Origin of the sequence: Bradyrhizobium sp. i1.15.2 (assembly GCF_040548425.1) — a bacterium.
Taxonomy (GTDB): domain Bacteria; phylum Pseudomonadota; class Alphaproteobacteria; order Rhizobiales; family Xanthobacteraceae; genus Bradyrhizobium; species Bradyrhizobium canariense.
This window is the reverse complement of the sequence record NZ_JBEPRQ010000011.1, coordinates 93,728-118,040: the sequence shown is the minus strand read 5'-3', so window position 1 is coordinate 118,040 and position 24,313 is coordinate 93,728. Positions and strand designations below refer to the sequence as shown.

The window sequence follows — 24,313 nt, the reverse complement described above, 5'->3', positions numbered from 1 at the left end:
TCGCCTCGACAACGCCCGGATTCTGGGACTATCTTTGCCTCATGAGCGACCATCATCATCACCACGATCACGACCATTCCGAGCTGTCGGAGACCGAGCTGCGCGTGCGCGCGCTCGAGACGATCCTGACCGAAAAAGGCTATGTCGAGCCGGCCGCGCTCGACGCCATCATCCAGGCCTATGAGACCCGGATCGGTCCCCATAACGGCGCGCGCGTCGTCGCCAAGGCCTGGAGCGATCCGGCGTTCAAGACGGCACTGCTGGAGGACGGCTCGAAGGCGATCGGCACGCTCGGCCATGTCAGCCGCGTCGGCGACCACCTCGTCGTGGTCGAGAACACGCCGCAGCGTCACAACATGGTCGTGTGCACGCTGTGCTCCTGCTACCCCTGGGAAATGCTGGGGCTGCCGCCGGTCTGGTACAAGGCCGCGCCCTATCGCTCACGCGCGGTGAAGGACCCGCGCGGCGTGCTCGCCGATTTCGGCGTGCAGGTCGCCAAGGACGTTGAAATCCGGGTGTGGGATTCGACCGCCGAAACGCGCTTTCTTGTGTTGCCGATGCGCCCCGCGGGCACAGACGGCTGGAGCGAGGAGCAGCTCGCCGAGCTGGTCACGCGCGATTCCATGATCGGTACCGGCTTTCCCAAGGCGCCCGGGGCGCCGTCATGAACGGCGTGCACGACATGGGCGGCATGGACGGCTTCGGCAAGGTCGAGCCCGAGCCGAACGAGCCGGTGTTCCACGAGGAATGGGAGTCGCGTGTTCTCGCCATGGTGCGTGCGATGGGCGCGGCCGGCGCCTTCAACATCGACACCTCGCGCTTCTATCGCGAGACGATCCCGCCGCATGTCTATCTCTCGAGCTCCTATTACAAGAAATGGTTTCTCGGGCTCGAGGAGATGCTGATCGAGAAAGGCTATCTCACCCGGGAGGAAGTCGCCGCCGGCCACGCTATGCAGCCGGCCAAGGCGCTCAAGCACGGCAAATTCGATCTCGGCCAGGTCGAGCGCATCATGGTGCGCGGCAAGTTCGCCCGTCCTGCTCCGGCGCCGGCGAAATTCAAGATCGGCGACAAGGTTCGTACGAAGAACATTCATCCCGCAACCCACACCCGCCTGCCGCGCTATGTGCGTGGCCACGTCGGAATTGTCGAGCTGAACCATGGCTGCCACGTGTTTCCGGACTCGGCGGCGATGGAGCTCGGCGAGAATCCGCAATGGCTCTACACGGTCGTGTTCGAGGGCCGCGATCTCTGGGGTGCGGATGGCGATCCAACCTCGAAAGTCTCGATCGACGCGTTCGAGCCGTATCTGGACCCGGCGTGATGAGCAGCACGGCTGCTGCTGCCGCGACGGCAGCGATCCCGAGCATTCCGCGCGATGATGACGGCCCGGTGTTCCGCGCACCCTGGGAGGCGCACGCGTTTGCGATGGCGCTGACGCTGCACGAGCGCGGCGTATTCACCTGGCCCGAATGGGCGGCAGCCCTGGCCTCCGAGATCAAGCGCGCGCAGGCGGCCGGCGATCCCGATACGGGCGAGACCTACTATCTCCATTGGCTCGCCACGCTGGAGGGTCTCGTCGCGCGCAAGGGCGTTGCGTCTGCGGAGACGTTGCATCGCTACCGCGACGCGTGGGATCACGCGGCAGATCGCACCCCGCACGGCAAGCCGATCGAGCTGAAGGCTGAGGATTTTGCGCAATAGTCGCTTTGGGTACACCCTCACCCCAACCAACACTGTCATTCCCCGCGAAGGCGGGGAATCCAGTACGCCGCGGCCTCGCGATTATCACTATCGTCTCGGAGTACTGGATCACCCGCTTTCGCGGGTGATGACACCGAGTCTATGGCGTCACCGCCCCGCCACATACTCCCGCCACCCCTTCGCCCGCAGGCTGCAGGCCGGGCACTCGCCGCAACCGTAGCCCCAATCATGCTGCGCGCCGCGTTCGCCGAGATAGCAGGTGTGCGACTGCTCGCGGATGAGGTCCACCAGCCCGTCGCCGCCGAGGTCATGGGCGAGCCTCCACGTCGCGGCCTTGTCGATCCACATCAGCGGGGTATGCAGCTCGAATTTGCGGGCCATGCCGAGCGACAGCGCGGCCTGCATGGCGCGGATGGTGTCGTCGCGGCAATCGGGATAGCCGGAATAGTCGGTCTCGCACATGCCGCCGACGATGTGACTGATGCCGCGCCGGTAAGCCAGCGCCGCGGCGAATGTCAGGAACACCAGGTTGCGGCCGGGCACGAACGTGTTCGGCAGGCCGTCGGCGCCCATCGCAATCGCGACGTCGCGCGTCAGCGCCGTCTCGGACACGGCCGCCAGCGTCGGGATCGACAGCGTGTGGCTCTCGCCGAGCCTGGAAGCCCAATCCGCGCGCAGGCCCTTGATGCCGTCGAACAGCCGGTCGCGGCAGGCCAGCTCGATGGCGTGGCGCTGGCCGTAATCGAACCCCAGCGTCTCCACGCGCGCAAAACGATTCAGCGCCCAGGCGAGGCAGGTGGTGGAATCCTGGCCGCCGGAGAACAGCACCAGCGCGGTTTCGGATGAAAATGCGTCGCTCATGGCCCGCGCTTTAGCATTGCGCACGCGGCTCGCCAATCCGGCCCGCCAACCGGTGGAAATCACCCTGTTCCGCCGCGCTACGCTGGGAACGGGGGCTCGCTTTTGGCATAAGGCTTGAGAGCCAGGAGACTGCCCCGCAATGACCCCTTCCCGCGACATTTCCCGCCTGATCGAGATCATGGCGGCGCTGCGCACGCCGGTGACCGGCTGCCCCTGGGACCTCGAGCAGAATTTTGCGACCATCGCGCCCTATACGATTGAGGAAGCCTATGAGGTAGTCGAGGCCATCAGCCGCGGCGATCTCGACGATCTCTGCGAGGAGCTCGGCGACCTGCTGCTCCAGGTCGTCTTCCACGCCCAGATGGCGTCGGAGCAGAACGCCTTTGCTTTTGGCGATGTCGTCGAGGCCATCACGCGAAAAATGATCCGGCGCCATCCTCACGTTTTCGCCGACAAGGACGGCAACCTCGCCTCCTCCCACGTCAAGGAAGTCTGGGATCGCATCAAGGCCGAGGAGAAAGCCGAGCGCGCCGCGCGCCGGCCGCCGGAACAAATGCCGCCGCACAAATCATTGCTCTCGGGCGTCAAGGCCGGCCAGCCCGCCCTGACGCGCGCCATGGAGCTGCAGCGCAAGGCCTCCACCGTCGGCTTCGACTGGAACGATCCGCGCGCGGTGCTGGCAAAAATCCGCGAGGAAGCCGATGAGATCGAGGCAGCACTCGACCGCAACGACAGCGAGGGCCTGGCGGAAGAGACCGGCGACCTGATGTTCGCGCTGGTCAATCTCGCCCGCCATGTCGATGCAGATCCGGAAGCCGCGCTCCGCGCGACCAACGCGAAGTTCGAGCGGCGTTTTGCCTATATCGAGCGGGCGCTGGAGGCGCAGGGGCGGACGCTGGAGCAGGCATCGCTCGCGGAGATGGACGCGCTGTGGAATGAGGCGAAAGGTGAGGCGAAAAGCGCTGCGCCGGCGGAGAAAAGCAACCAAGCCCGCTCCTAGCTCGAGCGTCGTCCTGGCGAAAGCCAGGACCCATTACCCCGAATGCACATTGTTGAACCACGCTGGAGCTACCAGCGTGCCAATTCCAGCCGCTTGTGGTTATGGGTCCCGGATCTGCGCTTACGCTTGTCCGGGACGACAGCGTTGCTTGAGGCAGCAGTTAGCTCAACTCACTGGCGGGCGACGGCGTCTACGCGGACAGTCGCGGCACGGCGTCGAACCTGTTCACCACGATATCCCGCTTGGTCTCGTCCACCCGTACCGTCATGTCGAAGCGGCCGTCGTGCAGCTCTTTCGCCAGCACCTCGGAATTCCGATGCAGCCAGCTGATGCCGGCGCCGTCGGAGGCATCGATCGAGAGATCGAGCGTGATGCGCTTGGCCGCCAAGCGCTCCTCGATTGCGGCGAGCAGTGCGTCGACCCCCTCGCCCGACACAGCGGACACCAGCATCGCCGGATGATCCTCCGGCCTGCGCGCGGCGATGTTCAAAAGTTCTTCGCGCTGTTCGGGACCATAACGGTCGATCTTGTTCCAGACCTCGATGATGCGGCCTGAATCATCGGGATTGATGCCGAGCTGGCGCAGCACGGCGTCGACGTCGCTCTGCTGCGCCTCGGCGTCGTCGTGCGAGATGTCGCGCACGTGCAGGATGACGTCGGCTTCCAGCACCTCCTCCAGCGTGGCGCGGAAGGCGGCGACGAGCTGCGTCGGCAAATTGGAGATGAAACCGACGGTGTCCGACAGCATCGCCTTGCCGCCATGCGGCAGGGTGAGCGCGCGCAGGGTCGGATCGAGCGTGGCGAACAGCATGTCGGCGGCCTGCACGTCGGCGCGGGTCAGGCGGTTGAACAGCGTCGACTTGCCGGCGTTGGTGTAGCCGACCAGTGCGACCACGCGATACGGGACGCGCTGGCGGCCTGCGCGATGCAGGCGGCGTGTGGCCTGCACCTTCTTCAGTTCGCCCTCGAGCTTGGAGATGCGCTCCTGGATCAGGCGGCGGTCGGCTTCGATCTGGGTCTCGCCGGGACCGCCCATGAATCCAAAGCCGCCGCGCTGGCGTTCGAGATGGGTCCATGAGCGCACCAGGCGCGAACGTTGGTAGTTGAGGTGCGCGAGCTCGACCTGGAGCGAGCCTTCCTTGGTCTTGGCGCGGCGGCCGAAGATTTCCAGGATGAGGCCGGTGCGGTCGAGCACCTTTGCCTGCAGCTCCTTCTCGAGATTGCGCTGCTGGATCGGCGCAAGCGCGCAATCCATCACCACGAGCTCGACATCGAGGCCCTTGGCGAGCGCGGCGATCTCCTCGACCTTGCCCTTGCCGATATAGGTCGCGGGGCGGATCTGGCTGATCGGCGCGATGATTGCGTCGGCAACGACGAGATCAATCGCGCGTGCGAGGCCGGCGGCTTCGTCGAGCCGGGCTTCCGCGTCACGCAGGACATGAGCTTCCGATTGCGCGTCGGCATTGCCTGCGCGCACCCGCAAATAGGGACCGATGACAAGCACCCGCCCCGTCTGCTTATCCCCTGCCGACCGCGGACGGTCGACATCCCCGTCGAAATTCCGGGGTTCCAATCAGATCACTCTCAAGCCGGCTGGTCCTCGCCGCCTTCGAACAACTGGATCGGAGCGCCCGGCATGATGGTCGAGATCGCATGCTTGTAGACGAGCTGCGAGTGACCGTCGCGCCGAAGCAGCAAACAGAAATTGTCGAACCAGGTCACGATGCCCTGGAGCTTCACTCCGTTGACCAGAAAGATCGTCAGTGGCGTTTTGGTTTTGCGAACGTGATTAAGGAAGGTGTCCTGCAGGTTTTGTGCGCGGTCTGCCGCCATTGTTTTTTTCTCGCTTTGAGTTTCTTTTTATTGCGCCGGTTGCGGCCCTCTTTTGAAAATTCGGGGTCCTCGTCCGGTTGCCGTCCCTCATGAGATCCCCCTCGGAGGGACAGCGGTTCAATTAGAGGACAGGTAGGCTTATTAGGCAAGCCGCTTCACGCGGCAGCCCATGCCGTATTGCCCCGAAAAACTACGGAAATCGATGATTTTCCTCGCCTATTCGAACGACGTCGCAGCGTTAGCCGACGCCGAGCGCCTTCAACTTCCGGTGCAGTGCCGAGCGTTCCATGCCAACAAACTCGGCCGTGCGAGAAATATTTCCTGAGAAACGGCTGATCTGTGCAATCAAATAGTCGCGCTCGAACACTTCGCGCGCTTCGCGCAGCGGCAGGCCCATGATGTGCTCGCCATTGTTGCTGGTCGGCATCGCCGGCACCATGGAGCCGACGTCCTGCGGCAGCATGTCGGCCGTGATGATGACCTCCGGCCCGCCCGCGGCCAGAATCATGACTCTCTCAACGTTGTTGCGGAGCTGGCGCACATTGCCCGGCCAGACATGCGACTGCAGCACCGCCATCGCGTCCTGCCCGATCTGCCGCTTGGGCAGGCCGCTGCCCGCGGAGATCTGCTCCATGAAATAGTCGATCAATTCCGGAATGTCCTCACGCCGCTCCGACAGCGCGGGCACGCGGATCGGCACCACCGAGAGCCGATGATAGAGGTCCTCGCGGAAATGGCCGGCCGCGATCTCCTCTTCGAGGTTGCGCGCGGTGGAGGAAATGATGCGGACGTCGACCTGCACCTTGCCGTTGCCGCCGACGCGCTGGAACGACTGCTCGACCAGCACGCGCAAGATCTTGTTCTGGGTCTCGCGCGGCATGTCCGCGATCTCGTCGATGAACAGCGTGCCGCCGTGGGCCTCTTCGAGCGCGCCGGGCTTGCGCGCGTGCTCGCCGTTGGACTGCTCGATGCCGAACAGCTCGTGCTCCATCCGCTCGGGCGTGATCGCAGCGGCGTTGATGACGACGAAGGGGCCGTCGGCGCGGCCCGAGGCCGTGTGCAACGTGCGGGCGGTCAGTTCCTTGCCGGCGCCGGCGGGGCCAACGATCAGGATGCGGCTGTTGGCCTTGGCCGCACGCTCGATGGTCTGGCGCAGCTGGTTCATGCTGGGCGAGCGGCCGACCAGCGAGCTTGCGCTCGGCGCGAGCTGCTTCAGCTCCTTGACCTCGCGCTTGAGCCGCGAGTTCTCAAGTGCACGGTTGGCGACCAGGATCAGCCGGTCGGTCTTGAACGGCTTCTCGATGAAGTCGTAGGCGCCACGCTTGATCGCGGCGACCGCGGTCTCGATGTTGCCGTGGCCGGAAATCATCACGACCGGCAGATCGGGGTTGTCCTTCTTGACCTGCTCCAAGAGCTGCAAGCCGTCGAGCTTGGAGCCCTGCAGCCAGATGTCGAGGAACACCAGATGCGGCCTGCGGTTGGCGATCTCGGCGAGCGCCGTATCGCTGTCGCGCGCGGTCCGGGTCACGAAGCCCTCGTCTTCGAGGATGCCCGCAACGAGATCCCGAATATCGGCCTCATCATCGACAATCAGAATTTCACTTGCCATGTGTCGCCTGTTTTCTCAGCTGCCTGTTGAGGCTTCGATCTTCGTTGAATCATTGGTCTTTTCAGCCGGCTCTTTGGTTTCGGCGGCCGCCTGTTTTGTTTCCGGATCCTTGACGGATTGCGTGGCCGTTTCGCCGATGTCCGGCTTGGCCGTTGCCTCGGCTGCCGGTTCGGCCCCCTCGCTTTTCGCGGGAGCGCCGGAGATCGCAAAACGCATCCGCATCCAGGCGCCACGCTGGCCCTCGCGGAAATCCGAGGCATCCTTCAGTTCGATGCGCCCGCCATGGTCTTCCAGCACGCGCCCGACGATCGCGAGCCCAAGGCCGGTGCCCTTGGCGCGTGTCGTCACATAGGGCTCGAGCAGGCGCGAGCGCGCCACCTTGGGCAGGCCAATACCGTTGTCGACGACGTCGATCAGAACGTCCTCGCCCTCGCGCGAGACCACGACGTCGATCCGGCCTTTGCCGAGCTCCTCCAGGGGGACCTGCTCGATCGCCTCGGTGGCGTTCTTGACAATGTTGGTGACCGCCTGCGAGATCAGCCGCCGGTCGAACTGGGCGCGCAGCGGATCTTCCTTGAACTCGGCCTCGATATCGATCTCGGGGTGGGCGACCTTCATCAGGAAGACCGCCTGCCGCACTGCGTCGGCGACGTCCTCACCCTCCATCACCGGCTTCGGCATCCGTGCAAAGCGCGAGAACTCGTCGACCATGCGGCGGATGTCGTCGACCTGACGCACGATGGTGTCGGTGCACTGTTCGAAGATCTGCTTGTCCTTGCCCTCGGTGATGTCCTTGCCGAATTTGCGGCGAATGCGCTCGGCGGAGAGCTGAATCGGGGTCAGCGGGTTCTTGATCTCATGCGCGATGCGGCGCGCGACATCGCCCCAGGCCGAGGTGCGTTGCGCCGAGACCAGCTCGGTGATGTCGTCGAGCGTGATGATGTAGCTGTCGTGCGGCTGGCTGGTCTTCTCGGCGCTGACGCGGACCGACAGATTGCGTTCCTGCCCGTCCCGCGTGATCGTGATCTGCCCCTGCACCAGGCGCTGGGTCCCTTCCCGCGCGCTCTTCATCATCTCTTCGAGCTCGGGCAGCACGTCGGAGAGCGGATGGCCGAGCGTCTCGGCTTCGGAGTGCCCGATCAGCTTTTCGGCGGAACGGTTGAGAATGCCGACGCTGCTTGAATTATCCACGCCGATGATGCCGGCGCTCGCGGACGACAGCACCGCCTCGATGAAGCGGCGGCGGCTGTCGATGAGGTCGCTGGCGTTGACGAGCTCGTCGCGCTGGCTGCGCAACTCCTCCGTCATCTTGTTGAAGGTCTCACCCAGCTGGGCGAGGTCGCCTTCCGACTGGTGCACCGGCACTTTCACGTGGAGATCGCCCGTCGACACCGTCTGGGCTGCGTTCATCAGCCGCCGGATCGGCGAGACCAGCGAGTTGGCGAAGTTGAGGCCGATCAGCACCGAGGCCATCAGGATGGTCAGCGCGATCACCGCGAACATCAGCGCGAACGCGACCTGGATGCCGAGCCGGCGCGACTCGATCTGGGCGTATTCGGCGACGCTGACCTCGGTCTGCTTGAGCTGGTTGACGACATTCGGATCGAGCGGCCGCGCGACGTAGAGGAAAGTGTCGCTGAAGGCGCGCAAGCGGACCACCGCGGCGACGAAGCTCGCATCGGGCAGCACCGCGATTTCGGGCTCGGATTCGTTGACGTTGCTGAGGAAGTCCGGTGCCGGCGGCGAATAGGCCAGCCGCATGCCGGTGTCGGCGGATTCGAGAATGTTGGTGTTCTTGTCGATGATCATCGCGCCCGGCAGGTTGCGCGAGGCGGCGCTGGAGGTCAGCAATTCGCGAAACGAGCGGCGATCCTGGTCGTAGAGCGGCCGGGCGTGGGCGATGTCGTTGGCCATGCCGAGAATGTCGCCCCGGATCAGCTGAGCGTGGTCCTGCATGTAGGCGCGCGCGATCGTCAGCGAATTCTGGATCACCTCCTTGGTCGGGCCGGAGAACAGGCGGTCGAGGCCGCGCTCGATGGTGACGTTGGCGACGACGGCGACCAGCACCGCCGGCAGCACCGCCACGATCGAGAACAGGCTGACGATCTGGACATGGAGGCGCGCCGCCGCCCTACCCCGCCGTCGCGCCAGGATCAGCTGCCAGAGTTCGCGGATGATGATGCCGACCAGCAGCAGGATCGTGGCCGCATTGATCAGATAGAACGAGCGGACAACCGCAGGGGTCGGTTCGATCGACGTGAGGCCGGTCAGGACCAGGAACGTCAGGCAGGCCGACAGCAGGGCCAACGCCACGGCGAACGGCGCCAGCCAGCGTCGCGCCGACCAACGCCGGGGCTCTTCCGCTGGGGCCGTGTCAAAGGATGCGGCCGAGGTGTCTGCGCTGGTCATTCCGGCAATGGGTGCTGAAAACGGGGTCCGCGGCGGGCGGATACTGATGTATTCGTACCACATTGTTGCCGAATTGCGACAATTCCGCGGCGCCCACGCCGCGACTGACCCGCGCATCCACAGCGACATGCCGGAGGGCGGGAACGCATCCCGGCCCCAGCGGCTTGACGGGGATGCACAGGTTCTTTCTCGCAATGATGGTGTCGGCCGTGCTGCTGCTGATCGTGGCGGCCGACCTGCTGGTCAATGGTGTCGGGGTGCAGGAGCCCAATGCGAACGTCGCCAGCGCGATACAGGTATCAGGCCGATTTGTCAGATAGGTGTGAGGCCGCGTCCCGCGGCTGAATGACCATTTGAATGTTCCGGCGGAACATTTCAGTCCGATCGGGACTTCTGCTCACCGCGTCAGCCACAACGGCCAGCGCGATCCGGACAGGCTCAGCTCCGCTTGGTAGGGGGAGCTGAGCCACCGTCCGTTGCGGAAAGGCTAGCCCCCGCTCCGATACACCTGGATATCGAGATCCCGAATCTTCTTCCGCAGCGTGTTGCGGTTGAGGCCGAGCAGATCGGCGGCACGGATCTGGTTGCCGCGGGTCGCCGCGAGCGCGGCCGTCAGCAGCGGCACCTCGATCTCTTTCAAGATGCGGTGATAGAGGCCCGGCGGCGGCACGCCGTTCGGGAAGCCCTGGAAGTGCGAGGAGAGATACGCTTCCACGGCGCCGCCGAGATTGTCGACGCCATGCTGGACTGCGGCACCCGGGCTGACCGTGGGTGGCGCCAGCTCGCCGTCGATGACGGAGCCGGTGATCACATCCTGCGGATAGAGCGCCGCGAGGCGGCGGGCGAGGTTCTCGAGCTCGCGCACATTGCCCGGCCAGCGGTGCTGCTTCATCCGCTCCAGCGCCAGCGTGTCGAGCTTTTTCGGCGGCAGTCCGTCCTTCTCGGCCAGCGCGAAGAAATGACGGATCAGATCCGGAAGATCCTCGATGCGCTCGCGCAAAGGCGGCAGCCGCAGCGGCACGACGTTGAGGCGGAAGAACAGATCTTCGCGGAACAGGCCCTGCTGGATCAGGACTCGCAGATCCTTGTTGGAAGCCGCGACGATGCGCACGTCGGTCTTGATCGGAGTGCGGCCGCCGACCGTGGTGTATTCGCCCTGCTGAAGCACGCGCAGCAGGCGGGTCTGCGCCTCCATCGGCATGTCGCCGATCTCATCCAGGAACAGCGTGCCGCCCTCGGCCTGCTCGAACCGGCCGGAGGCGCGGGTGTTGGCGCCGGTGAAGGCACCGCGCTCATGGCCGAACAGTTCGGACTCGATCAAGTCACGCGGGATCGCCGCCATGTTGACCGCGACGAACGGGCCGTTGCGGCGCTTGCCGTAATCGTGCAACGCGCGCGCCACCAACTCCTTGCCGGTACCGGACTCGCCCGTGATCATCACGGTGAGGTCGGTCTGCATCAACCGCGCCAGCACGCGATAGATTTCCTGCATCGCCGGCGAGCGGCCGACCAGCGGGATCGCCTCCATCTCGGCGTCGTCGTTCGGCGTCGCGACCCGCTCCTTGGGCTCGGCCAGCGCACGGCCGACGATGGCGATCAGCTCCTTCAGGTCGAAGGGCTTCGGCAGATATTCATAGGCGCCGCGCTCGGAGGCCCGGATCGCCGTCATGAAGGTATTTTGCGCGCTCATGACGATGACCGGCAAATTCGGCCGCATCTTCTTGATCCGCGGCAGCAGGTCGAACGCGTTCTCGTCGGGCATCACCACGTCGGTGATGACGAGATCGCCCTCCCCCTGGCTGACCCAGCGCCACAGCGTCGCGGCATTGCCGGTCAGCCGCACTTCGTAGCCGGCGCGGGATAGTGCCTGATTGAGAACGGTGCGGATGGCGGTGTCGTCATCAGCAACGAGAATACTACCTGCGGGCATCGTTAATCCTCATTTTGCCCCCTGTGACGCAGACGACGACTTCCCGGCAGAGCCGTCGCGACTGCTTTGATCGGCATGTTTCACCGATGTGGAATACATCGGCATCAGCACGCGGAAGGTGGTCTTCCGCGGCTGAGATTCGCATTCGATGATGCCCCCGTGGTCCCCGATGATCTTTGCGACCAGCGCGAGGCCCAGACCCGAGCCGGTCTGCTTGGTGGTGACGAAGGGATCGAACAGATTTGGCAGGAGATCGTCCGGCACGCCTGGTCCGTTGTCCTTCACGCAGAATTCGAGCGGCAGGGATACACGGGATTTTTGACCGGGGACTGACAGGCGCACGCCGGGACGAAACGCGGTGGTGAGCTGGATTTCGCCGTCGGGAACGTCGATCAGCGCTTCGGCGGCGTTCTTCACGAGGTTGAGGAACACCTGGATGAGCTGGTCCTGGTTCGCCAGCACCGGCGGCAGCGAGGGATCGTAGTCCTCGACGAAGCGGATGTTGCGGGCAAAGCCGGACTGCGCCAGCCGTTTGACGTGATCGAGCACCGAATGGATGTTGACGGGGCCGCGCACCACGGGGCGCTCGTCGCCGAACACCTCCATGCGGTCGACCAGAGTCACGATGCGGTCGGCCTCGTCGCAGATCAGCCGCGTCAGCATGCGGTCTTCCGAGGAGGCCTGCTGCTCCAGGAGCTGCGCCGCGCCGCGGATGCCGGAGAGCGGGTTCTTGATTTCATGCGCCAGCATCGCGGCGAGCGCGATCACCGAGCGCGCGGCGCTGCGATGGGTGAGCTGGCGGTCCATCTTGTCGGCGATGGAGCGCTCCTGGAGCATCACCACGATGTGGCCGGGCCGTTCCGTGACGGGGGCAACGTGCAGATCGACCTGGCGGTCTCCGCCCATGCGTGGCGTGCCCAGATCGACCTTGTATTCGTTGACCGGTGCGTTCGACGAACGCACCTGGTCAATCAGCGCCAGCAAGGGGCTGCCGAACGGCACCAGCTCTTTCAGCGACTGCCGCTTCAAGAACTGCGTCGAGATATCGAAGAAGGCTTCGGTTGCGATGTTGGCGGCGACGATCTTGCCGTCCGGCCCGATCATCAGCGTCGGATTGGGCAGTGCGTCCAGGATGGCATCGCTGTCGGACGGAAACGGCCGACGATGTTCAGCGGCTGAGCTCATGCAGCGGCGCTCCATGCGAAGTCGTCGAAGGCATCTTGCAGTGACCGGTGGACAAGGCGCGGATCCTCCGAGGTGAGGATTTTCTGGCGCCAGGATTTCAGCTTCTCGGCCGGCGCACGGCTCACATCGGCCGCGACGTCGAGGGCCCAGCCGAGATGTTTTCGTGCGTGCCGCAGACCGACGCGCAGGCCGTAGAGCGCGCAGACGCCTTCATAGAGCGTGCGGACATAATGCAGCTGCGTCTCGAGCGACGGCGTGGCTTCCGCCGCCCCGCCCTTCAGGCGCCGGCCGATCTCACCGGGCAGCCAGGGCTGTCCCTGCGCACCGCGGCCGATCATCACGGCATCGGCGCCGGAGGCCTCTAACGCCGCGAGCGCCTTCTCGTAAGTCGTGATATCGCCATTGACGACGAGCGGAATGGAGATGGCGTCGCGCACGGCGCGGATCCCGTCCCAATCGGCCTCGCCCTTGTAGAATTGGCAGCGGGTGCGGCCGTGCACGGTGACGAGCTTGACGCCTGATGCCTGTGCGCGCCGCGCCAGTTCCGGTGCGTTGCGGGTGCGGTCGTCCCAGCCGAGCCGCATCTTCAACGTCACGGGCACCTTCACCGCCGCGATCGTCGCTTCGATCAGGCTCACGGCGTGGTCGAGGTCGCGCATCAAGGCGGAACCGGACTGGCCGCCGGTGACGTGACGGGCCGGACAGCCCATGTTGATGTCGATGATATCTGCGCCTTCGGCTTCAGCGATCCGGGCGCCCTCTGCCATCCAGTGCGTCTCACAGCCGGCGAGCTGGACCACGTGCGGACCAATACCCGTGGCTTCGCAGCGCAACCGGGACATATGATGGCCATTGGCGAGTTCGTCGCTGGCCGTCATTTCGGAGACGACGAGACCGGCGCCGAGCTCCGCGGCCAGCCGGCGGACGGGCGAGTCAGTCACCCCCGACATCGGCGCCAGGAAGACCGGGGTGGCGACATCAATATCGCCTATCTTCAATGGCTTAAAGCCAGATACTGCCGAGCCGGTCACAGGGGTCTCGTTGCGTTGGCAGCGCCTCATCGCGCCTGCCATGACCTATCTTGCGCACAATTCTTGTGCAGTCAAGCGTCATGCCTACAGTTTAGACAGTTCTGCCGATCTTTCAAGTGCAGTGCAGCAAAATGCTGTTTCCCACAATCCGGGGAAACCCCCTTTTTTTGCGGGCCTGCCGTGCTAGAGGCATGCGGCAATCACCCCACCCCCGACTCTCTTCATCATCAAATGAGTATTTGAGTCCTATGGCGAAATCACAGCGCACGGCGGTCGTTCTCGTCGCGGCCGGACGCGGCCTGCGCGCAGGCGCCGGTGGCCCCAAGCAATATCGCGAGATCGGCGGCGTACCGGTGATCTATCGCGCCATGGAGGCCTTCAGCCGTCATGCGGACGTGTTCGCGGTTCAACCGGTCGTGAACCCCGACGACAGCGCCATGTTCACGGCAGCGGTCGCAGGGCTCAGCCACGAGGCTCCGGTCAATGGCGGCGCGACCCGGCAGGCCTCGGTGCTCGCCGGGCTTGAAGCGCTCGCCAGGCACAAGCCCGACATCGTCCTGATCCATGACGCCGCGCGCCCTTTCGTTTCGGAAGGCGTGATCACCCGCGCGATCGATGCGGCCAGCCGCACCGGCGCCGCGATCCCCGTCGTTCCCGTCACCGACACCATCAAGGTCACCGGCGAGAACGGCAATGTCGAGGACACGCCGGACCGGGCGCGGTTGCGGATCGCACAGACGCCGCAATCCTTTCGCTTCGACGTCATCCTCGAAGCGCATCGTCGCGCGGCCAAGGACGGGCGCAGCGATTTCACCGACGATGCCGCGATTGCCGAATGGGCGGGATTGACGGTTGCAACCTTTGAAGGCGATGTTGCCAATATGAAGCTCACCACTCCCGAGGATTTCGTGCGCGAGGAAGCGCGGTTGGCCAGCCTGCTCGGCGACATCAGGACCGGCACGGGCTATGACGTGCACGCCTTCGGCGAGGGCGACCATCTCATGATTTGCGGCGTGCGCGTGCCGCACACCAGAGGCTTCCTGGCCCATTCCGACGGCGATGTCGGCCTGCATGCGCTGGTCGACGCCATCCTCGGCGCGCTCGCTGACGGCGACATCGGATCGCACTTTCCGCCCAGCGACGCGAAGTGGAAAGGCGCCTCCTCCGACCAGTTTTTGCAATACGCCATCGAGCGCGTCACCCAGCGCGGCGGCCGCATCGCCAATCTCGAGGTCACCATGATCTGCGAGCGGCCGAAGATCGGTCCCTTGCGCGACACCATGCGCGCGCGCATCGCCGAGATTTCCGGCGTCGACATTTCCCGGGTCGCGGTCAAGGCGACCACCAGCGAGCGGCTCGGCTTCACCGGCCGCGAGGAAGGCATCGCGGCCACCGCGAGCGCCACCATCCGTCTGCCCTGGAGTGTCTAGGCCATGGCTGGCAGCGACGCACGCGCCCTCTCCCGCTCGCTGCTCGATCTGTGCCGGATGCGCAAGCTGACGATCGCGACCGCGGAGTCCTGCACCGGCGGTCTCGTCGCGGGCGCGCTGACCGACATCCCCGGTTCGTCAGACGTCATCGATCGCGGCTTCGTCACCTATTCCAACGATGCCAAGCGCGCCATGCTCGGCGTCGAGGCCGGCACGCTTGCGAATTTCGGCGCCGTCAGCAAGGAGACCGCAACAGCTATGGCGGTCGGTGCGCTGGAGCGTGCCGGCGTCGATCTTGCGGTCGCCATCACCGGCATTGCCGGCCCTGGCGGTGCCACGCCTGGCAAGCCGGTTGGCCTCGTCCACTTCGCCGCCGCCGCGCGCGACGGACGCATCGTTCACCGCGAGCATCGCTTTGGCGCGATCGGCCGTTCCGCCGTGCGCCAGCGCTCGGTGGTCGAGGCGCTGCGCATGCTGATGGATCTCGCCCGCGGCCCAGTCCAGGCCAAGCCGCGCCGTGAAGCCGCGGTAACCCGCCTGCGCCCCCGCGTGACACGCTCGCCGCGCCGGCACGCCGTCAAACGCAGGACTCCGCGCTCGCCGCGGGGGTGACTCCCGTAGCCCGGATGGAGCGAAGCGCAATCCGGGATTCGTTCCGCGGATACGGCGTCCCGGATTACGCTTCGCTCCATCCGGGCTTCAATCCCTTGCGTTGCCCGACGGGCAAAACACCCAAATGACGGGTCAATCCGCTCGCGCGAAAAGATTCCACTTTACCGAAATTCGGCTTTGGCGTATTCCTTCGCCACCTCATCCCTGTCAGAGGGGCGTATCGCGATCGTCACGAACGCGGGGTGAGCTGCGGTGGACGCTAGTCACATCGGCGCGAAGGGCGTCGCAGGGCGGCAAAACTGTGAGCGAAGGCGTCGCGCACACGACCGGTGCTATTAGCGTACGGCAAAACCGTGTCGTCCTGACGCCCGGGGTCTGTGCGTCAAGTCTTGTGGTGATGTGGACGGCCCGACCGGGCATCCGCATCAGCCATCCGCAAGGCGACGGGGGCAATAGTGCATCGCTCCCCGGGGAGAACTCGGCATAAGCCGTCAAACCACTGCGCAGGGAAGGCCGTGTGTTGGGCTTCACCTGTATGCCGCTGTGCAGCCTCTCGTAGCGCAACCTTCGCACAGTGGACCGTGGGTGCCAGCCGGCACCCGGTCTTCCCTGCGCCCTCTGGCAATTGGGGGCGACGCCAAAAGCCAAGCTCGGGCGAGACACGCCGCGGGGCTGCACACCCGTGTCTGCGACGGAGGACGAGAGTTGTTGGAGAGTGTCGACGCCGCCTCCTCAGTCATTGCGAGCGGAGCGAAGCAATCCAGCATCCCTCAGTGGAAAGGCTCTGGATAGCTTCGTCGCAAGGGCTCCTCGCAATGACGGAGGAGAGAGCGTGCCCGTCCACTACGACGACGCCAGCTTCCGCCGTCCGTAGATCGAATCCGCTCGCTTCTCGAACGCGATGGAAAATCGCGCGAACGCGGCGTCGAACATCGAGCCCATCAGGAGCGCCAGCATGCGGCTCTTGAACTCGTAGGCAAGGAAGAAGCCGACATCGCAAACGCTCTCGCCTTTGGGCTCGAACGTCCAACGGTTTTCCAGATTGCTGAAGGGACCTTGCAGATATTCGACCAGGATCTTCAGATTGGCACGGTCGAGCGTCACGCGGCTGGTGAAGGATTCCCTGACCAGCTTGAACGACACTGTCATGTCCGCGACCAGCACCTCGGTGCCGTCGGGTTTCGCCATACGCTGACGGACCTTCAGCGCGCTGCACAGCGGCACGAATTCCGGGTAGCGCTCGACGTCGGCGACCAGATCAAACATCTCGGACGCGCTGTGATCGACACGGCGCTTGCTCGAAAAATTGGGCATGGCGATTCAGCGGGCGCTTGCTGCCCGCGCGGCCTTCAGTTTCGCAAAATCCTCGCCGGCATGATGCGACGAACGGGTGAGCGGGCTCGCCGACACCATCAGGAAGCCCTTGGTGTAGGCGACCTTCTCGTAGGACGAAAACTCGTCCGGCGGCACGTAGCGCATCACGGCGTGATGCTTGCGGGTCGGCTGGAGATATTGCCCGATGGTCAGGAAATCGACGTCGGCCGAACGCAGATCGTCCATCACCTGCTGCACCTCGTGGCGCTCCTCGCCGAGGCCGACCATGATGCCGGACTTGGTGAAGATGGTGGGATCGAGCTCCTTGACCCGCTGCAGCAGCCGGATCGAATGGAAATAGCGCGCGCCCGGCCGCACCGTGAGATAGCACGACGGCACGGTCTCGAGATTGTGGTTGAACACGTCGGGCTTCGCCGTGACGACAACCTCCAGCGCCCCCTCCTTGCGCAGGAAATCGGGCGTCAGGATCTCGATCGTGGTCGAGGGGCACGCGGCGCGGATCGCGCGGATGGTCTGGGCGAAATGCTCGGCGCCGCCGTCGGTGAGATCGTCGCGGTCGACGGAGGTGATGACGACATGGGCAAGCCCGAGCTTGGCCACGGCCTCTCCGACGTTCTGCGGCTCGGCCGCGTCGAGCGCGTTCGGCATGCCGGTCTTGACGTTGCAGAATGCACAGGCGCGGGTGCAGGTGTCGCCCATGATCATGAAGGTCGCGTGCTTCTTGTCCCAGCACTCGCCGATATTCGGGCAGCCTGCCTCCTCGCACACCGTATGCAGGCCGTTGGCGCGCACGATGTTGCGGGTGTCGGCATAGCCGCGGGTGTTGGGCGCGCGTACGCGGATCCAGTCCGGCTTCGGCGGCGAAGCGGAATCGGGCCGATTCACCTTTTCGGGGTGACGTGGGCGCAGCGGGTTCGAGATGGTATCGACAATAACGACCATGGGGTGTCCGGTCTGACCAAGTCCTACCTAGTCGGTCTCGCCGGGCATCGCAACCCGGCTCGCCCCGCTTCAGGGAACATGGCAGATATGGGCAATATCCTGCTCTGTTCTCTGGCGATTCTCACCTCGAATGGCTCCAGTCTCGAAACCTTCCACACCCCGGCTCGGCAAAGCGCTGAAGCGTGCCTTTTTCGCACGCAGCGTGCACGAGGTCGCGCCCGACTTGATCGGTGCAACCATGCTGGTCGACGGCGTCGGCGGGATCATCGTCGAGGTCGAGGCCTATCATCATACCGAGCCGGCGGCGCACTCCTACAATGGCCTCACGCCGCGGAACCAGGTGATGTTCGGCCCGCCCGGCTTTGCCTATGTCTACCGCTCGTACGGCATCCACTGGTGCGTGAACTTCGTCTGCGAGGAAGAAGGCTCGGCCAGCGCCGTGCTGATCCGCGCGTTGGAGCCGACCCATGGTATCGCCGCGATGCGTCGGCGGCGCCATCTCCAGGATTTGCACGCGTTGTGCTCGGGCCCGGGCAAGCTGACCGAATCGCTCGGCATCACCATCGCGCACAATGCCTTGCCGCTGGACCGTCCGCCGATCGCGCTGCATGCGCGGACGGAGGACGTCGAGGTGGTGGCCGGCATCCGGATCGGCATCACAAAGGCGGCCGAGCTGCCCTGGCGCTATGGCGTCAGGGGTTCGAAGTTTTTGAGCAAGCCGTTTCCGAAATAAGCCTAAGACGCCTGCTTGAGCCGCTCCAGTGCCTCGAGCAGCTTGGCCTTGCGGGCGAGCGCGGCCTCGCGCTTCTCGCGCTCCTCCTCGACGACCTCCTCGGCCGCGTTGGCGACGAATTTCTCGTTGGCCAGCTTGGACTCGGCGCGCTTGATGTCGGCGTCAGCCTTCCCGATCTCCTTGTCGAGACGCGTGCGCTCGGCGGCGACGTCGATCACGCCCTTCAGCGGCAGCGCGGCCACCTCACCTCGCACCAGGAGCTGGACCGCGCCGTCGGGCGCACGGTCGGCGAAGGAGATATCCGACAGCCGCGACATGCGCTTGATGACGTCGCTCCAGCGCGGCGCGCGCTCCTTCGTCTCGGCCGAGGCGCCTGCGAGCACCAGCGCCGTGAGAGTCGCCGGCGGGATGTTCATCTCGGCGCGCACCGAACGGATTTGGGTGACAAGGTCGATGACCCAGCCGATCTCGGCCTCGGCGGCGGGATCGGTGAAGTCGGCATGGTCGAAGATCGGCAGCACCCAAACCGGCGAGACGAGCGCATCGGTCGGCCCCGTCGTCGCCGCGAGCATCGCAAGCTGCTCCGGCGTCGGCCCGGCCGGCTTCAGCGGCCACGGCGCCAGCGCGAGCAGACCGTCGCGCTTGGCCGTCACCTCCCACAGCTCCTCGGTGATGAAGGGCATGAAGGGGTGCAGCAGTTTCAAGATCTCGTCGCGCGCCCATGCCACCATGGCGCGGGTCTCGGCCTTGGCAGGGCTGTCGGGGCCGAGCAGCACGGGTTTTGCGAGCTCGAGATACCAGTCGCAATAGACGTTCCAGACGAAGCGGTAGATGCTGCCGGCGGCGTCGTTGAAGCGATAGGCCTCGATCGCCTCGGTCACCTCGCGCGTGGTGTGCGCGCTCTCATGCGCGATCCAGCGGTTCAGCGTCTCCTTGACCTTGGCCGGCTCGAAACCCTCGGGCACGGCGCAATGGTTCATTTCGGCGAAGCGCGACGCATTCCAGAGCTTGGTCGCGAAATTGCGATAGCCCTCGACGCGGCTGGTGGCGAGCTTGATGTCGCGCCCCTGCGCGGCCATCGCCGCAAGCGTGAAGCGCAGCGCATCCGCACCATATTGGTCGATCAAGCTGAGCGGATCGATGACGTTGCCCTTCGACTTCGACATCTTGGCGCCCTTCTCGTCGCGGACGAGGGCGTGGATGTAGATCGTCGAGAACGGCACCTCCTTCATGAAGTGAAGGCCCATCATCATCATGCGGGCGACCCAGAAGAAGATGATGTCGAAGCCGGTCACCAGCGCGTTGGTGGGGTAGTAGCGCTGCACTTCCGGCGCGTCCGCGGGCCAGCCGAGGGTCGAGAACGGCCACAGCGCCGAGGAGAACCAGGTGTCGAGCACGTCCTCGTCGCGCGTGATGAAACCATCACGCTTGTTGCGGTCGAGCGCCATCTCGCGGCCCTGCTCGACCGTGATGACTTCCTGCTCGACGTAATAGCCAAGCGCGTGGCTGACGGCCTCCTCCTCGGTCTCGGCGACAAACACCTTGCCGTCGGGACCGTACCAGGCCGGGATCTGGTGACCCCACCAGAGCTGGCGCGAGATGCACCACGGCTGGATGTTCTCCATCCACTCGAAATAGGTTTTTTCCCAGTTCTTCGGCACGAACGTGGTTTCGCCGGAACGCACTGCCGCCATCGCGGGCTTCGCCAGCGTCTTGGCGTCGACATACCATTGGTCGGTCAGATAGGGCTCGATCACCGTGCCGGAGCGGTCGCCATGCGGCACCATGTGGGTGTGGGGCTCGATCCGCTCGACGAAGCCGAACGATTCCAACCGCTCGACAATGCGCTTGCGCGCAGCAAAGCGATCGAGCTTGTTGAACTCCTCGGCGAACTGCGAGGCACCTTCCGGCAGGTCGCGCAGATAATCCTCGTTCTCGAGGAGATCGAGGCAACCTTCCTTGTCGATGACACTGATCCGGGCGAGGCCATGGCGATTGCCGACTTCGAAATCGTTGAAGTCGTGCGCCGGTGTCACCTTGACCGCGCCCGAGCCCTTCTCCGGATCGGAATAATCGTCGGCGACAATCTGGATCTTGCGGCCGACCAGCGGCAGGATCACGTTCTTGCCGACCAGCTTCTGATAGCGCTCGTCGTCGGGATGCACGGCGACGCCGCTATCGCCGAGCATGGTCTCCGGGCGCGTGGTGGCAACGACGATGAAGCTCGAGGGATCCTCGGGGCTGAAAGTCTTGCCCTCGATCGGATAGCGCAGGTACCAGAGGCTACCCTTGACCTCGGTCTGCTGCACTTCGAGATCGGAGATAGCAGTGAGCAGCTTGGTGTCCCAGTTGACCAGCCGCTTGTCCTTGTAGATCAGGCCGTCGCGGTGCAGCTCGACGAAGACCTTGACCACGGCCTTGGAGAGGCCCTCGTCCATGGTGAAGCGTTCGCGCGACCAGTCGCAGGAGGCGCCGAGCCGCTTGAGTTGGTTGATGATGGTGTCGCCGCTCTCGGCCTTCCACTGCCAGACCCGCTCCAGAAACTTCTCGCGGCCCATCTCGCGACGGCTGGGCTGCTGGCGCTCCATCAGTTGCCGCTCGACAACCATCTGGGTGGCGATGCCGGCATGGTCGGTGCCGGGCTGCCACAGCACGTCGCGGCCGCGCATGCGCTCGAAGCGGCACAGGATGTCCTGGAGGGTGTTGTTGAGGGCGTGGCCCATGTGCAGCGAGCCCGTCACGTTCGGCGGCGGAATCACGATGGTAAAGGGCACTGCGTCGCGGCGGTCCGGGCGGCCGGCCTTGAACGCAAGGCTGTCCTCCCACACGACGGACATGCGGGCTTCGATATCGGCGGGCTGGTAATTTTTCTCGATCATGGCGCTGTTAGAAAGCCGCGCACGGGGTCCAAGTCAACGGACAAGTCAACGGAAAGGTCAAAGGAAAGCCAGGCGGCAGCAGGGCTTTCCGATCCGGTCGGGAGGCAGAATATGACCCACAAGCGGGGCTTTATGAGGGCTCTGCGGCCCGATCTACCTGCCGCCGCGCGATACCCGCTCGATTTCGGCCTTCACGATGCGTTCGACCAGGCCGGGCAAATTGTCGTCCAGCCAGGATTTCAGCATCGGACGCAGCATCTCCTTAACCAGATCCTCCAGCGTTCGCGCATTGCTGCTGAGCACCGTGTGGGCCAGGGAATTGAAGGCGGATTCGACCGCGGAGACCGTCGATTGCGCCAGGATCGGCTGTTGGAGCGGCAATGGCGGCGCATCGAAGTCCACCGGCGCATAGGATGCCGGCGTCGGACGCGGCGGCGGCGATTCGGCGAATTCGAGATCGTCGCGCGGCTCGACCTTGCGGAAGCTCGGCGGCGGCGGAGGCGGCGTCGGCTCCATCGCCAGCGCCATATCGTCAGTCAATTCCAGCACGTCGGGCTCAGGTTCGGGCTCCGGCTCGGGAGCACGGATTTCCGGCGCAGCCGTGGCCGTGTCGAGGCCCGCCAGCAGCGCGTCGATATCGTCCTGATTGTTGGATGCATCCGCCTCGGGCGCGGGGGCCGGCGGCGGCGCCGGCTTTGCGGCTGAAGGCGGTACGGGCTTCTCGGCGGCCGGTTTGGGCGGCACGACCTTGGATGGCGGAATATCGTTGATCGCCTGCGGCTTCGGTGGGGCGGCGGGGGCGGCAGCTTTCTCGGACTTGGCAGCATCCGCCGGCGGCGGCTTGGCCTCATCATCGGCAATGATGCGCCGGATCGAGGCCAGAATCTCCTCCATCGAGGGTTCTGTGACCTTTGCAGGCTGCGTCATCTCCGACTCCACATCATCAACGCCCTCGCATGCGTTGTTTTACACCAAGCACGACAGGATTGGCCGGTTCCGGATGGCTGGCCCGACATTTTCGTCACGGCAGCCCGACTTGTCCCCAGATGACGGCTCAACGTGCAGCGGTGCGCCCCTGCCCTCGGCACCTCATGCTTTACGCACACGGCATCGGATGCAGAGCGAATCGACCCGCATCTTCTTGGCAAGGCTATGTCAGGGATTTTGATGATTGCAAGCAAAGCACCGGTCGGCTTCGGCTATTCGCGAGGCCGACCGGATGACTACGGGACTCTAGCGTCCGTCTGGCGTGCGTACGCCGGCCCAGCTGTCGCGGACCTGCTGGTAGTGCACGCTGGGATCGTAGACCGTGGTGTTGAGACCAAGCACCTGCGGCGCCAGACGACCGACCGCGTTGAGCACCGAATAGGACGCCACCACGCGGTCATGCTGGGCAGTGACGAGCGCAACGCGCGCGTTCACCAGCGCTTGCTGCGCATTGAGCACGTCGAGGGTGGTGCGCTGCCCGGCCTTGGCCTCTTCGCGCACGCCGTTCAGCGCGATCTCGGACGCCGTGACCTGCGCCTGCGCGGACTGCACCTGCGCCTTGCCGGCTTCCAACTGGCCCCAGGCCTGCACGACGTTGGCGCGGGTCTGATCGCGGGTGGTTTCGAGATTCAGGCGCTGCTGCGCCAGGTTCTCTTTCGATTGGCGGATCAGCGCATATTCTGTGCCACCCTGATAGATCGGCACAGCGACTGTCGCGAGGGCGGACGCGGAACTCGTTCGGAAGATCGTCAGCTGTTGCTGGTAGGCTGTGCTGGCAGTAGCCGCGACCGTGACCGTCGGCAGCAAAGCGCCTTCGTTGATCTTGACCTGGAGGTAGTTGACGTCGATGCCATACATGGCAGCCGTAACGTTGGGATTCTCGACAAGGCTGAGACCAACGGCGGAGGCGATCGTCGCAGGAAGGAAGCGATCGACCGGCGAGCCGGGGGCGAGGGCCGCCGGCTCGTTGCCGATGATCCGGCGGAAGTTCGCGCGCGTCGTCGTGAGATTCGATTCGGCGGTCAGGGCCTGGGTCCTGCCGGCAGCCAGCTGCGCTTCGGATTGCGCGACGTCCGTGCGCGTCACCTCGCCGACATTGAAGCGATCGCGCGTTTGCTTGAGCGTCTGTTCGAGCACGCGCACGTTGCTGCGCTGAACTTCGAGCGTGGCCGAGTCGCGCAGAAAATCCATATAGGCCGTGGCAGCCTGCAGCAGGACCGTCTGCTCGAGCACACGCAATGCCTCGCGGGAACCCGACACCTGGCTCTCCGCGACGCGCGTCCTGTTGGCGGTCTGATTGCCGTTGTAGAGTGTCTGACTGACGCTCACGCTGGCGCTGTTGGGCTGAAGCAAGCCGGAGATCGACTTGGGGGTGGGGGGGACGACATTCTGCGTCGCCTGGACGTCCTGATATTGATACCCGCTGCCGAGGGTCACATTGACCTTGGGCCGATAGCCCGACAGCGCCTGCGGCACGTTCTCGTCGGTCGAGCGCACCTGGGCGCGCTGCGCGTTCAGCTGCGGATTGTTCTGATAGGCGCGCACCAGCGCAGCCTCGATCGTATCCGCCAAGGCAGGCGTCGGCCCGGCAAGCGCCAGCAGCAGGACCGAAACCGCTGCTCCGGTGAAGAACTTCACCCCATGCATCCAAAAATTCCGTTCATTCTAACGCCCGGCTCGTGCCCGCGAGCTGGGTTACCGTCTACGAGTGGAGTCGTTGCCCCGCCGCAACATAGGACGCGGTCAAGCGCGACGGAACTACCTGAGGGTGGTTCTCGGTGGAAACTCTTCACGTGCAGCATCCCGGCCACACTTCTGATTCAGAACGGGATT

General features: G+C 64.9%; 21 protein-coding genes. 8 read left to right on the top strand and 13 right to left on the bottom strand.

Annotated features, from left to right (window positions below; all coding sequences use genetic code 11):
* Window positions 1–41: 41 nt before the first annotated feature.
* The 3 genes from nthA to ABIB80_RS20995 are packed head-to-tail and all read left to right on the top strand — an operon-like array spanning window position 42 to window position 1,704.
* Window positions 42–668 carry a nitrile hydratase subunit alpha gene (nthA, locus tag ABIB80_RS21005; RefSeq protein ID WP_007591118.1) on the top strand — a complete coding sequence of 209 codons (627 nt, stop codon included), beginning with the start codon at window positions 42–44 and terminating at the stop codon, window positions 666–668.
* A complete protein-coding gene (gene nthB / locus ABIB80_RS21000) occupies window positions 665–1,324 on the top strand; it encodes a nitrile hydratase subunit beta (RefSeq protein ID WP_007591120.1) in 660 nt (219 codons plus the stop codon). Before nthA ends, nthB begins: the two co-directional genes overlap by 4 nt.
* Complete coding sequence (locus ABIB80_RS20995) at window positions 1,324–1,704, top strand: nitrile hydratase accessory protein (protein ID WP_007591121.1); 381 nt, start codon at window positions 1,324–1,326, stop codon at window positions 1,702–1,704. The genes nthB and ABIB80_RS20995 overlap by 1 nt, the downstream gene beginning before the upstream one ends.
* Window positions 1,705–1,851: 147 nt before the next feature.
* On the opposite strand, the gene queC is transcribed toward ABIB80_RS20995, so the two are convergent.
* The gene (gene queC, locus ABIB80_RS20990; RefSeq protein WP_219684288.1) at window positions 1,852–2,565 is read right to left on the bottom strand and encodes a 7-cyano-7-deazaguanine synthase QueC; all 714 of its coding nucleotides are present in this window, start codon (window positions 2,563–2,565) and stop codon (window positions 1,852–1,854) included.
* 139 nt (window positions 2,566–2,704) lie between these two features.
* Between queC and mazG the strand changes: the two genes are divergently transcribed.
* Complete coding sequence (gene mazG / locus ABIB80_RS20985; protein WP_007591123.1) at window positions 2,705–3,565, top strand: nucleoside triphosphate pyrophosphohydrolase; 861 nt, start codon at window positions 2,705–2,707, stop codon at window positions 3,563–3,565.
* 190 nt (window positions 3,566–3,755) lie between these two features.
* Here mazG and hflX read toward each other — a convergent pair whose 3' ends face one another.
* From hflX to ABIB80_RS20965, 4 genes are all read right to left on the bottom strand, one after another.
* Window positions 3,756–5,138, bottom strand: a complete 1,383-nt coding sequence (gene hflX, locus ABIB80_RS20980; RefSeq protein WP_007591124.1) for a GTPase HflX — start codon at window positions 5,136–5,138, stop codon at window positions 3,756–3,758.
* 11 nt (window positions 5,139–5,149) lie between these two features.
* A complete protein-coding gene (hfq, locus tag ABIB80_RS20975) occupies window positions 5,150–5,398 on the bottom strand; it encodes an RNA chaperone Hfq (protein WP_007591126.1) in 249 nt (82 codons plus the stop codon).
* Window positions 5,399–5,636: 238 nt separating this feature from the next.
* Entirely contained in the window at window positions 5,637–7,007 is a 1,371-nt protein-coding gene (gene ntrX / locus ABIB80_RS20970) for a nitrogen assimilation response regulator NtrX (RefSeq protein ID WP_007591127.1), read from the bottom strand.
* A gap of 15 nt (window positions 7,008–7,022) precedes the next feature.
* Window positions 7,023–9,416 (bottom strand): sensor histidine kinase, encoded by a 2,394-nt coding sequence (locus ABIB80_RS20965; protein WP_219684285.1) that lies wholly within the window; start codon window positions 9,414–9,416, stop codon window positions 7,023–7,025.
* Between the two features lie 173 nt (window positions 9,417–9,589).
* On the opposite strand from ABIB80_RS20965, the gene ABIB80_RS20960 reads away from it, so the two are divergent.
* Window positions 9,590–9,736: a hypothetical protein gene (locus tag ABIB80_RS20960; RefSeq protein ID WP_219684372.1), complete on the top strand. Its 147-nt coding sequence runs from the start codon at window positions 9,590–9,592 to the stop codon at window positions 9,734–9,736.
* 167 nt (window positions 9,737–9,903) lie between these two features.
* Here ABIB80_RS20960 and ntrC read toward each other — a convergent pair whose 3' ends face one another.
* Genes ntrC through dusB form a run of 3 tightly spaced genes read right to left on the bottom strand, consistent with a single transcriptional unit; the run spans window position 9,904 to window position 13,529 of the window.
* Window positions 9,904–11,346, bottom strand: coding sequence for a nitrogen regulation protein NR(I) (gene ntrC / locus ABIB80_RS20955; RefSeq protein WP_007591133.1), 1,443 nt, complete (start codon window positions 11,344–11,346; stop codon window positions 9,904–9,906).
* Window positions 11,347–11,355: 9 nt separating this feature from the next.
* Window positions 11,356–12,531, bottom strand: a complete 1,176-nt coding sequence (locus ABIB80_RS20950; RefSeq protein WP_007591135.1) for a two-component system sensor histidine kinase NtrB — start codon at window positions 12,529–12,531, stop codon at window positions 11,356–11,358.
* Entirely contained in the window at window positions 12,528–13,529 is a 1,002-nt protein-coding gene (gene dusB / locus ABIB80_RS20945) for a tRNA dihydrouridine synthase DusB (protein ID WP_219684284.1), read from the bottom strand. The genes ABIB80_RS20950 and dusB overlap by 4 nt, the downstream gene beginning before the upstream one ends.
* 281 nt (window positions 13,530–13,810) lie before the next feature.
* Here dusB and ABIB80_RS20940 point away from each other — a divergent pair, with 281 nt between their 5' ends.
* Together ABIB80_RS20940 and ABIB80_RS20935 are read left to right on the top strand one after the other, a co-directional pair.
* Window positions 13,811–14,992, top strand: a complete 1,182-nt coding sequence (locus tag ABIB80_RS20940; protein ID WP_354128230.1) for a bifunctional 2-C-methyl-D-erythritol 4-phosphate cytidylyltransferase/2-C-methyl-D-erythritol 2,4-cyclodiphosphate synthase — start codon at window positions 13,811–13,813, stop codon at window positions 14,990–14,992.
* 3 nt (window positions 14,993–14,995) lie between these two features.
* On the top strand, window positions 14,996–15,604 hold the full coding sequence (locus tag ABIB80_RS20935; protein ID WP_219684280.1) for a CinA family protein: 609 nt from the start codon (window positions 14,996–14,998) through the stop codon (window positions 15,602–15,604).
* A gap of 843 nt (window positions 15,605–16,447) precedes the next feature.
* On the opposite strand, the gene ABIB80_RS20930 is transcribed toward ABIB80_RS20935, so the two are convergent.
* Window positions 16,448–16,918 carry a type II toxin-antitoxin system RatA family toxin gene (locus ABIB80_RS20930; RefSeq protein ID WP_219680137.1) on the bottom strand — a complete coding sequence of 157 codons (471 nt, stop codon included), beginning with the start codon at window positions 16,916–16,918 and terminating at the stop codon, window positions 16,448–16,450.
* Window positions 16,919–16,924: 6 nt separating this feature from the next.
* Window positions 16,925–17,881: a lipoyl synthase gene (lipA, locus tag ABIB80_RS20925; protein WP_219680140.1), complete on the bottom strand. Its 957-nt coding sequence runs from the start codon at window positions 17,879–17,881 to the stop codon at window positions 16,925–16,927.
* Between the two features lie 130 nt (window positions 17,882–18,011).
* On the opposite strand from lipA, the gene ABIB80_RS20920 reads away from it, so the two are divergent.
* Entirely contained in the window at window positions 18,012–18,614 is a 603-nt protein-coding gene (locus ABIB80_RS20920; RefSeq protein ID WP_219680144.1) for a DNA-3-methyladenine glycosylase, read from the top strand.
* Between the two features lie 2 nt (window positions 18,615–18,616).
* Here the strand turns inward: ABIB80_RS20920 and ABIB80_RS20915 are convergent, their stop codons facing one another.
* The 3 genes from ABIB80_RS20915 to ABIB80_RS20905 form a co-directional block, all read right to left on the bottom strand.
* The gene (locus tag ABIB80_RS20915; protein ID WP_354128229.1) at window positions 18,617–21,493 is read right to left on the bottom strand and encodes a valine--tRNA ligase; all 2,877 of its coding nucleotides are present in this window, start codon (window positions 21,491–21,493) and stop codon (window positions 18,617–18,619) included.
* A gap of 153 nt (window positions 21,494–21,646) precedes the next feature.
* Window positions 21,647–22,420, bottom strand: a complete 774-nt coding sequence (locus ABIB80_RS20910; RefSeq protein ID WP_007591154.1) for a PopZ family protein — start codon at window positions 22,418–22,420, stop codon at window positions 21,647–21,649.
* Between the two features lie 306 nt (window positions 22,421–22,726).
* Entirely contained in the window at window positions 22,727–24,127 is a 1,401-nt protein-coding gene (locus ABIB80_RS20905) for a TolC family outer membrane protein (protein ID WP_007591156.1), read from the bottom strand.
* Window positions 24,128–24,313: the final 186 nt, after the last annotated feature.